This is a genomic window from Acetonema longum DSM 6540 (genome assembly GCF_000219125.1).
Classification (GTDB): Bacteria; Bacillota; Negativicutes; order Sporomusales; family Acetonemataceae; genus Acetonema; species Acetonema longum.
Genome location: NZ_AFGF01000073.1, coordinates 1 through 10,662, shown reverse-complemented (window position 1 = coordinate 10,662; position 10,662 = coordinate 1). Strand labels below are relative to the sequence as shown.

7 protein-coding genes and 3 pseudogenes are annotated in these 10,662 nt (G+C 50.2%); 5 read left to right on the top strand and 5 right to left on the bottom strand.

Annotation, left to right across the window (positions count from 1 at the left end; genetic code table 11):
• Positions 1-24: 24 nt before the first annotated feature.
• The gene (locus ALO_RS23095; RefSeq protein ID WP_004094916.1) at positions 25-330 is read right to left on the bottom strand and encodes a sensor histidine kinase; all 306 of its coding nucleotides are present in this window, start codon (positions 328-330) and stop codon (positions 25-27) included.
• Entirely contained in the window at positions 327-953 is a 627-nt protein-coding gene (locus ALO_RS08680; RefSeq protein ID WP_004094914.1) for a histidine kinase dimerization/phospho-acceptor domain-containing protein, read from the bottom strand. The genes ALO_RS23095 and ALO_RS08680 overlap by 4 nt, the downstream gene beginning before the upstream one ends.
• Before the next feature lie 65 nt (positions 954-1,018).
• On the opposite strand from ALO_RS08680, the pseudogene ALO_RS08675 reads away from it, so the two are divergent.
• A pseudogene (locus ALO_RS08675) lies at positions 1,019-2,332 on the top strand (efflux RND transporter permease subunit); the annotation flags it as partial.
• A 247-nt stretch (positions 2,333-2,579) separates the two neighbouring features.
• The gene (locus ALO_RS08670; RefSeq protein WP_004094910.1) at positions 2,580-4,034 is read left to right on the top strand and encodes a DHA2 family efflux MFS transporter permease subunit; all 1,455 of its coding nucleotides are present in this window, start codon (positions 2,580-2,582) and stop codon (positions 4,032-4,034) included.
• Between the two features lie 319 nt (positions 4,035-4,353).
• Here ALO_RS08670 and ALO_RS08665 read toward each other — a convergent pair whose 3' ends face one another.
• Positions 4,354-4,809: a hypothetical protein gene (locus ALO_RS08665; protein ID WP_004094908.1), complete on the bottom strand. Its 456-nt coding sequence runs from the start codon at positions 4,807-4,809 to the stop codon at positions 4,354-4,356.
• A gap of 619 nt (positions 4,810-5,428) precedes the next feature.
• On the opposite strand from ALO_RS08665, the gene ALO_RS08660 reads away from it, so the two are divergent.
• The 3 genes from ALO_RS08660 to ALO_RS08650 are packed head-to-tail and all read left to right on the top strand — an operon-like array spanning position 5,429 to position 6,792.
• Complete coding sequence (locus tag ALO_RS08660) at positions 5,429-5,959, top strand: RNA polymerase sigma factor (RefSeq protein WP_040293022.1); 531 nt, start codon at positions 5,429-5,431, stop codon at positions 5,957-5,959.
• 25 nt (positions 5,960-5,984) lie between these two features.
• Positions 5,985-6,392 carry a hypothetical protein gene (locus ALO_RS20785; RefSeq protein WP_004094905.1) on the top strand — a complete coding sequence of 136 codons (408 nt, stop codon included), beginning with the start codon at positions 5,985-5,987 and terminating at the stop codon, positions 6,390-6,392.
• Between the two features lie 55 nt (positions 6,393-6,447).
• A complete protein-coding gene (locus ALO_RS08650) occupies positions 6,448-6,792 on the top strand; it encodes a hypothetical protein (protein ID WP_004094903.1) in 345 nt (114 codons plus the stop codon).
• A 354-nt stretch (positions 6,793-7,146) separates the two neighbouring features.
• Here the strand turns inward: ALO_RS08650 and ALO_RS23905 are convergent.
• Both ALO_RS23905 and ALO_RS08640 read right to left on the bottom strand, forming a co-directional pair.
• Positions 7,147-8,941 (bottom strand): annotated as a pseudogene (locus ALO_RS23905) (ABC transporter ATP-binding protein).
• Between the two features lie 38 nt (positions 8,942-8,979).
• A pseudogene (locus tag ALO_RS08640) lies at positions 8,980-10,649 on the bottom strand (ABC transporter ATP-binding protein).
• Between the last annotated feature and the right edge of the window lie 13 nt (positions 10,650-10,662).

The following is a 10,662-nucleotide window of genomic DNA, read 5'->3' as shown; positions in this document are numbered from 1 at the left end:
CCAATTGCTTTTTGTAAATCCTCTTTATTTACTTTGCCAAGGTATGTGGATTTTAAAAATAGTTCCTTTCCCCTTTTCACTTTCTACCGATATCGTTCCGCCCATAGCTTTCATGAGACTTTGGCTTATGGACAAGCCCAGGCCGCTTCCGCCCAGTGAGCGGTTGCGGGATTTATCGCCACGGTAAAAGCGTTCCCAGATCAGCGGCAAATCTTCACTGGCAATCCCTTCCCCCTGATCGGATACGGAAATTTGCAGCCAGTTATTTTCTTCGGTCAATGCTAAGCCAATCTGGGAACCGGCTGGAGAATGCCGTATGGCATTGCTCAACAAATTATCCAGGACCTGTGCAAACCGGTCGGCGTCACCCAAAACGTAACGCTTATCCGTCTCGATTCGCAACAGAAGAGAAAGATTTTTTTCTTAAGCAGCACTTCGATCGTATCGGCATCAAGCCGTTCCTGTTTGATAAACATCTTGCCCGATTCCAATTGCTCCATATCTATAATGTCATGGACTAACCGGGACATGCGATCCGTTTCTGCTAATATCCTTTCTAAGTAGTGAGCTCTCTCCTGGTCATTTACCGCAATGCCGTCAATGAGCGCCTCGGTTGTGGCTTTTATACAACTTAGCGGTGTTTTGAGTTCGTGGGAAATGTTGGAGATGAAATTGCGCCTGACTTGCTGAATATGAAAAAGGGCATCGGCCATGGCATTAAAGGTTTTGCCAAGCGTGCCGATTTCATCTTTCGCAGTGGCCTGGGTACGGCTCGGGATATGGCCTGCCTTCAGTTCCTCGGCAAAAAAAACGGCAATCTTTTTTATATGAGCGTCTAACTTTCCATGTTGATAAGCATAGTACATAACTGAACCCGACAGGGTTAGGGCCATAAAGAGGATAATTGCCACATGGCTTAAAAGCTGACGAAAAAACAATGAACGGGTAATCATAGATCCACCTCAAACTTATAATCGCTTCCCCACACCGTTTTGATAAAATCCCCGGCTGCGCCCAAGTAGCGGGAATGGATATTGTGGGAGGCGGCGCCAAATCGAATGCAGGAGCGATGTTTATCGGCCTGACTCCTTGGGCGGAACGCAATAGACCGGATCTGCAGATTGGTGCGAAAATAGGGCAGACATTCATGCTTGGAGCGAAGATGCCGGAAGGAACGGTGGCTGCTTTCAATCCGCCGGCGCTGCCTGGCTTCGGGAGGGTAGGCGGGTTTAGCATGATGCTGCAGAACCTTGGCGGCGAATCGCTGGCGAAATTGGATGAGGTTTCCCAACGGTTTGTTGCCGCTGCCCAGCTGCGTCCGGAAATCGGGACGATTACCGATAATTTTAAAGCGGACACACCGGGTTATGAATTTGACGTCGATCGGCAAAAGGCTGAAAAAATGGGCGTGTCGGTCGATGATGTGTTTATGGCTTTACAAGTGTTTCTCGGCGGCACCGAGGTCAATGATTTCGATAGATTCGGCCGCACCTACAAAGTAGTTGTCCAGGCGGAAACGCCATTTCGCAGTGATGTTGAGGCGATACGGCACCTGTATGTGAAAAGTTCGAATAACACCATGGCGCCGTTGAATACGCTGGTACAACCCCGGAAAGTAACTGCTCCGTCCACAATTACCAGGTTTAACGGCGTTCAGGCCGTCCAATTGAACGGCAGCCCGGCAGCAGGCTACAGTTCGGGTCAGGCCCTTGCCGCGCTGGAGGAAGTGGCGGCGCAGATCCTTCCCGGCGGCTACGGCTACGAATGGTCCGGCCAAAGCCGGGAGGAGAAGGAATCCGGCAACCAGGCAATGCTGGTTTTCGGTTTGGCTATCGTATTTGTATTCTTGTGCTTGGCCGCGTTGTACGAAAGCTGGAGCGTACCGTTCGCAGTGCTGCTCGGCGTTCCTCTGGGAATCTTCGGTGCGTTTCTTTTCCAGTATGCGAGTAATCTGGAGAACAGCGTCTATATGCAGATCGGCCTGGTAATGCTAATCGGCCTGGCGGCGAAGAACGCCATTCTTATCGTCGAATTTGCCAAGGTCAGGGTGGATAAAGGAATGGAGCCGGTCCAGGCGGCCATTGAAGCGGCTCAGCTGCGCCTGCGTCCGATTATCATGACCTCCCTGGCGTTTATTATCGGCTGCGTGCCGCTGATGCTGGCCAGCGGCGCCGGCGCCGGCGCCCGGAACTCTATGGGCACGGCGGTGGTGGGCGGCATGCTGACAGCAACTGTACTGGGAATATTTTTAATTCCCGTATTCTTTGTGGTTATTGAAAAGGCAACGGAGAAGCCTGCTATGCTGCGCAATCCCAAAACGTTTAAGCCATAAGAATGCCATAGCGCATGGGAACCTGACAGTCCAGGCAGAATAAAATAAAAACAGTCCTGTAAATGATAAAAAATATTTTACAGGACTGTCTATTTTCATCTGGAGGTGCTATGCAAACCTGCTCAGAAAAAATATGCAGTTCAATTCCGGGTTCGTGCTAATCAGTTTGGGATAAGATATAAAAGTGACAGCTGGGTTTAAGAAAGATTACTTAATTAAGTTGTGAAAGGGAGCATAAAAACTGATCATGAACCAATCCAGTCAACGAGTAGAAAAAGGTATACTCCTATTCATTTTAATTTTAGGGGCTTTTTTATCGCTTTTGAATCAGACGATACTAAATGTTGCTTTACCTGATTTGACGAAGCAGTTTGAGGTTTCTACAACGACCATTCAATGGCTGTCAACTGGCTTTATGTTGGTAAATGGTATTATCGTTCCGGCGACGGTCTTTTTTTTTTTTTTTTTTTTTTTAAAACGATTTACGACTCGGCAGCTATTTATCAGTTCAATGGTTTTGCTGTTAGCGGGAACTTGCATTAACGCCATTGCGTCGACCTTCGCCTTTTTATTAACAGGCCGGCTGATTCAGGCTGCAGGCGCCGGTATCATTATGCCACTGTTAATGGTGGTTATACTTGCGGTGTTTCCTGAGGAAGGCCGTGGAACTGCAATGGGCATCATCGGACTTGTAATGATAGTTGCGCCAGCAATCGCTCCAACCCTGGCAGGGTTCATTATCGGACAGTTCTCATGGCGATGGTTATTTATCGGCATGTTTCCGCTTGTCGTCATTGTCATTGCTTTAGCGTTTAGATATCTGGTGAATGTATCGGAAACATCTAAGCCAAACCTGGATATCATCAGTATTCTTCTGTCAACAGCAGGATTCGGAGGAATCCTTTATGGATTTAGCAGCGCAGCTGACAAAGGCTGGGGAAGTGCTGTGGTGCTGGGATGCTTAATTCTCGGCGCCATTTGTCTTGGACTTTTCAGCTGGCGTCAGCTTATATCGAGTGATCCCCTGCTAAATCTACAAGTATTCAAGAATCGAATGTTTACTATAACGACAATCATTCTTATTTTGAGCACGATGGTTATGTATGCAGATATAATTTTACTGCCTATTTACCTGCAGGAAAGCAGAGGCTATACAGTCCTTGAAACAGGATTGCTGTTGCTGCCGGGCGCACTGTTAAGCGCTTTGATGTCCCCTGTATCTGGTCGTTTATTTGATAAAATCGGAGCAAAGCCGTTAGCCCTCGCAGGGTTGCTCTTTTCTATCACTGCGATCGTGAGATTTACCAATTTGAGTGAGACAACCAGTTATAACTATCTCATGATCAATACTATCATATTACGCATTGGTATGTCTCTCATTACGATGCCTATTAATACGGGGGGGCTGAATGCACTTCCGAAGAACCTAAATGCTGACGGTACAGCAGTTAGCAACACGGTTCGACAAGTAGCAGGTTCGGTCGGAACGGCCCTTCCTGTGACGATTATGACAATAAGAACACAAAGCCATACCGCCGAAATGCTTCAAGCCGGCGATATTTTGTCCCAATCTCAGATTATTGGACAAGCTTCTATACTTGGCATAAGTGATGCTTACATTTTTACTGAGATTATCGTTGTTGCTGCATTCCTTGTGGCTATTCTAATGCCAAATCACAAGGAATATAGAGAAGCTATATAATGGGAACCAATTGGCGTGTATACGGCGCTTACGGCAGGCGGCGAAAGAGCACTGATAGCGGAAAATCGCTTTGGGACTTCATTTTGCAATCGTGGGAATAGGCTTGCTGCCGGCTTCCCTTATCGCAGGTTTTTTGTGGGGTGCTGTGGGTCAGGCAGCCCCTTTTGTTTTAGGCGGGTGTTTGGCTATGTTTGCGAGCATAGCCGTTTTTCTCGTGTTACATATGAAACTTGCGGCTACTGAGTAAATGAGGCTGCCAGGGAATTGACGGGGGCATCTTGCAGCGATACAATGAAAGATCAAAAGATGCTGCTTATTGTTAATTATTATGGCTGCTGATAACAGCCTGCACGACCCAGCCTAATAACGCCCCGGCTATCATACCGGTAAGACCGAGTAGAATGGGTCCTGGCATAGCGCCAAAGATTTTAAAGACTGGTGAAAATGTCACGCCAAGCGTTCCGAAATACGCGGAGGAAACGGCGGGCAAAAAAGAGTATGGAGACTTGCCTCCCCCTGCGTCGCGGTATGCATCCCAAATTGCGAAACAGTAAACACAGGGATAAAACATAATCCATTCATAGTTTGTTTTTTCGATAGCTTGTTTAAAGTCACCGGTAAAACTAAAGATAATGACCTCATTAAGATTGGCGTTTACATTGGTTAAATATTCTATAAATATGAACGCAAATCCCTTAACTAATTTTCCATTTAGAATTTGGCCAAATCCCGGGAAGGCAATGCTCCAGAATATCTTTTCAACTGCATTGGTCATGACAGTTCCATCCTTGTCAGGGTAATTTTTCTCTTCTGATTAACGGCGAATAATCTAACCGGGTATGCACTACCTAGCGTGGGCTCATATCGCATATGCAAAATGGGCGTTTGAAGTAGAGTTTCCCTTTGCTTGGACAAATATCCAATATTAGTCCGATTTCGCCGAAAATCTGTTCGGCGGAAGATATATCAAGGGTTTTACGATCAAATTTCGTAAAGCCCTTTCCCTGTTTTCAGAGCAGTTTATAACCGCTGTGCAGCAACGCGGCGAAACCTGTGTTTAAACAGTCAATGAGGCGATGTCTAAAAAAAGTATTTTTTCCTGCAATAAAGCAAAATCCATTCCATCATAATAAGTAGGGGAATTTTTGCCATAAAGGAGGAAAGGAAAATGGTTTGGAATTTACTGTTACGCGAAAAGTTAGGCAATGACTATGAATGTCAGCCGCTTTAAACGCTATTTGTCATCGGGCCGGAGCAGTTGACAGGTATTTCCGTATTTTTTCTTAGCTGTCGCGCATTGGCAGGAAATCGGTCGCTTTGAGTGGAACCAGGCTGGTATCATAATGAAATGAATGGGAATGATGGCTGAAAATGCAATAGAGGAATGTTTTATTGTGCGCAAACAACAAAATGAATTTGTCAGTGTCATGCAGAAGGAGCAGCCTAAGCTGCTGCGCTATGTGCGACAAAGGCTGAACGGTATTTCCGCTATGGATGCGGAAGATATTGTGGCTGATGTGCTATTTAATGTATATAACCGGATGACGACTGACAGCCAGGTGGAAAACCTGGCTGCTTATCTGTACCAGTCGGTAAAGCATAAAATATGGGACCGTTTTCGGCAGGCAAAGCCGCCGTTATCCTTAGATGCTGTGGATCAGGTCACGGGTCTGCCGCAAGGCGAGAACCTGATTGACCCGAACGGCGATGTGGAAAGCCTGGTAGAAAAGAAAGAATTTGCCTTACGTTTAAGAAGTGCGTTACTGAAGCTAGAGCCCAATCAGCGGGCCGTTTGGGTGGCTACCGAACTGGAAGGCTGTACTTTTAAAGAATTGTCGCTAAAATGGGGAGAGCCCATCGGCACGCTGCTGTCGCGGAAAAGCCGGGCGACACAGACGCTGCGCAGGCTGCTGCAGGAGGAATGATTTGTAATGATAGAGGTGATATACAGTGCAATGGCAGTGTAATTTTTGCATAACGAAAACGAGGCATATCCTGGTTCAACTTGGTCTCGGACTGGTATTATCCATACTGCTTGGCCTTGGCTTTGGCTTTTTTGTCATGCTGCTGTGGAACAGCCTGCTGCCTGATATCTGGGGCTGGAGGGAAATCACGTACTGGCAGGGGACGGGGCTCGTCATCCTGACGCGGCTGCTGTTCGGCAGTCAGGGTTACCATAAGGAGGCGAACCAGCCGCAAGCGGGGTGCCGCAGTACTTTTTCGCAGCCCGCTGCAGCTTCTGCCCCCGATAAGGGTGACCGCTATTTTGAAAAATGGTGGGCAGAAGAAGGGGAAGCCGCTTGGGGAAAATACACGCAAAGGCTATTGGAACGAGAAGCATTCCAGCAAGATAAGTAGCAAATAGAGACGGCCGGCAGCAAATGAGGATAAAAACAGAGGAGGAAAAGTGACTATGGAAGATAAAGTCATTGAAGCGTTTCAGATGATGTGGGGAAGTTTTCCCGACCCGGTTATGCTGGTGCATAAAAACCGGGAAATCCTGGCTGTGAATGAAGCCTGCGGTAAAGCAGGGGGCGCGCCGGGCATCAAGTGTTCTTCCATCGGCGAGCCGGGACGACACCGGGGCTGTCTGGCGAATCAGGCGCTGGCCTCTCAGCAGGCCGCCTATTCTAAGGGAGAATCCGGCGGCAGAACCATCATCGGCTACTGGCTGCCGGTGGCTGGGTATCCCGAGATTTACGTGCATTTGGGTGTTGGCACCATGATTGATTATGACCAGTATCCGGCGGCACAATAGCGGGAGCTGGCGGGGACGAATGCGCCCGGTGTAACCGGGCGTACGTAAGCAGATATACTTTTCCGGACAAGAGACAGCATATTATTGTAACATGGTGGCAACAAGATGGAATCCAGGCAGTTATCGTGTCTATTCGCCAAATCGGCTTTTTACCCTTCTATTTTGCTTGAGCAGAAAGCGCAGGGAAGATGACACTGCGAGTGGAGAACAGGAAGGTTACTAAGCAGCAGAAGTTTCTAGCGTGCCTAAAAGGCATTTAACCAAGGCGTTATGCCGGTTCGTGTAAAACGGCATAACGCCTTTTGGACTGAAGCAGGACGTTTAAAAGAAAAAACCAATGGTGACAAGTATTGTCTATAGCACAGTTGAGGCAAACTGGCTGTTGTACAAATCGGCGTAAAAACTGTTTTGCTTCATCAGCTCGGTGTGCGTCCCCTGTTCGATGATCGCACCGCTTTTCATCACCAGGATATGGTCAGCATCCCGGATGGTGGAGAGGCGGTGGGCAATGATGAAGCTGGTTCGGCCCTTCATTAGCGCAGCCATTGCTTTTTGGATTTCGAGTTCGGTGCGGGTATCCACACTGGAGGTGGCTTCATCCAGGATCAGGATGGCGGGGTCGGCCAGAAGGGCCCTGGCAATGGTGAGCAACTGGCGCTGGCCCTGGGAGATATTGGCCGCCTCATCGTCCAGAACTGTTTGATACCCCGCGGGCAGCGTCCGGATGAAATGGTCCGCCCGGGCGGCTTTGGAGGCTTGAATCACCTCCTGGCGGGTCGCATTTTTCCGGCTGTAGGCAATGTTTTCCTCGATGGTTCCGCCAAAAAGCCAAGTATCCTGCAGGACCATGCCCAGCAGTGAGCGCAGGCGGCTGCGGCGCATTGCGGTGATATCCACCCCGTCAATGGTGATTCTTCCGTCCTGCAGCTCATAAAACCGCATCAGCAGATTGATCAGAGTCGTCTTGCCCGCGCCGGTGGGGCCGACTATCGCGATTTTATCGCCGGCTTTTGCCCGGAAGTTGATATCGTTCATCAAAACGGTGTCCTCCTGATACCCGAAACGCACATGTTCAAAGGCGACATTGCCCTGGGGCAAAGAGATTTCCCGCGGATTTGGGGGATTGGGGGCTTCCTCCTCCTCATCCAGCAGCGCAAAAACCCGTTCCGCCGCCGCAATGGCCCCCTGCAGGGCATTGACAATATGCGCCAGTTGCGTGAGCGGTTCCGAAGCTTGATTGACATACTGGAAAAAAGCCTGGATGCTGCCGATGGATATCCTGCCCTGTGTGACCAATAGCGCGCCCTGCACGGCAATTAAGATATAGCCCATCTGGTTGCATAACCGGATCGCCGGGTCTACCGCGTAGGTGATGAATTGCGCCTTGCTGCCGGGCCTTGTAAAGGGCCTGATTGAGCGCTGCCACATTCCGGATGGCGTCTTGTTCCATATTGAAAGCCTTAATGACCTGGTGGCCGGTAAACGCCTCTTCAATCGTTCCGTTCATTTCTCCCAGGGCTTTTTGGTTTTCCGCGTAATAGCGCTGCGTTTTCCGGGCAATCCAGGTGGCCGCCGCCATGCTGACGGACACTGTTGCCAGGGCGATCAAGGTGAGCCGCGGGCTGATCGCCAGCATCAGGGCGAAGGAGCCGACAATGCTTACCGTCGCACTGAAAAACTGCAGCAAACCGTCCTCCAGAGTACTGGCGACCTTGTCCAGGTCATTGGTTGCCCGGCTGAGGATATCTCCCTTTTTATGCTGATCATAGTAGCGGAGGGGAAGCCGGGTTAATTTTTCACTGATCTTTTCCCGTAAGGAAAGCGTGAGCATTTGGGCAACGCCGGCCAAAGTGAATTCCTGTAAATAGGAAAATACGGCGCTAAAAAGATACAGCGTCAGCAGAGTCAGCATAATGCCGCCCAGCGTGCTGACATTCACTTCGAAAGGGCGGCCGGAAGTAATTCCATCGTAGATCAGGTTGATCGTCTGGCCGATGATCAGGGGCGCGGCGAGAGTAAAGGCCGAGCCGAACACGATACAGACGAAAGCCGCGAGCAATTGCCACTTCTGCCGGGATAGCTGTTTTAAGAGACGCGCCGTCGTGCCCTTGGCATTTTTCGCTTTCCCGGCAGGCATGTTGTCCAGCATGGGGAACACATCGTTTTCCCGGTTGTCTCTTTCCATACTCACGCCAACTCCTCTCTGCTCAGCTGGGAATGGGCGATTTGTTGATACACCAGGCAACTGTCCATTAGTTCCCGATGGGTGCCGATGCCCGCAATACGCCCGTCGTCCAGTACGATAATTTGGTCCGCATCCATGATCGTACTGATCCGTTGCGCCACTAAAATGACAGTGGCGTCGCGCACCTCGCGCTTCAAGGATTCCCGCAGCTTGGCATCGGTTTTGAAATCCAGGGCGGAAAAGCTGTCGTCAAAGACATAAATTTCCGGCTTTTTGACAATGGCCCGGGCGATGGAAAGTCGTTGTTTCTGTCCGCCGGAAAAATTGCCGCCTCCCTGGGCGACCGGAGCGTCGTAAGTCTGGTCCAACCCGCTGATGAAGTCGTCGATCTGGGCAATCGGGCTGCGTGGCGTAACTCCTCCAGTGAAGCATTTTTCTTGCCGTGCCGCAGATTTTCGGCGATCGTTCCGCTGAATAAAAAGGCCTTTTGCGGGACATAGCCGATTTTATGCCTCAATTCGCTTAGCGGCAAATTACGAATATCGATTCCGTCGATCAGGATGCTGCCGCTCTGGATGTCATAAAAGCGGGGGATCAGGCTCGCGACCGTGGATTTTCCCGAACCGGTGCCGCCGATGATCGCCGTTGTCTGCCCTGTGTCAGTAGCGAAGCTGATATCGCTCAATACGGCTTCTTCGGCGCCGGCATAGCGGAAGGTCACATGGCGGAATTCAAGTTTTGCCCGGCGTTGGAACTGCTGACCGGCCAGCGGCGCTCCGGCAAATTCAGGCTTGAAGTCGAGCACCTCGTGAATCCTGGTGGCGCAGGCCTGCGCCCGCGGGATGATCATGAACACCATCATGCCCATAATCAGATAAAACAGGATGAGCAGCGAGTATTCCACCAGCGCCATGATGTCGCCGATCTGCATCAGCCCAGAACCCACCCTTTTTCCGCCGAACCAAAGAATGAGCAGCGTACAGAAATTCATCATGATCATGATGACCGGCATCATCAGGGCGAATATCTTGTTTACCCGGATCGCCGCAGCGGCGTAATCGGTGAAGGTCTTATCAATGCGCCGTCGTTCGTAATCGACTCTGTTAAAAGCCCGGACGACCCTTACGCCAATGATGTTTTCCCGGAGGACGCGGTTGATCTGGTCGATCAGGCTTTGCAGCACGGCAAACATCGGCAGGGCTTTTTGGCTGACGATGGCGGCAAATAAGACCACCAGAACCATGGTGCCCATAATGACCAAAGCCAGAAAAGGGTCCTTGGCGAAGGCCAGCAGCAGCGCGGCCACGGTCATGAGCGGCGCGGGCAGCAGCATTTCCATCATCATGGCGAGGGCCTGCTGGAGCTGAATGACATCGCTGGTGCTCCGGGTAATCAGCGAAGCCGTTCCGAATCGCTGAAAATCATTGACCGAAAAAGACTGGGCTTTACGGAACAGGACGTTGCGGATATCCCGCTCCACGGCCGTTGACAGCGAGGTAGAAAGGTAAGTGGCGGTAATCGAGAGCCCTCCCGTCGCCGCTGCCACCAGGATCATAAGGCCGCCGGTATTCAATATATAGTCCATGTTGCCCGGCACGATGCCGTTGTTGACAATAGCGGCGGTCAGGGTAGGAATGTAGAGGGTGCCCAGCACCTGTAAAAACAAAAACAATAGCCCCGCAAAC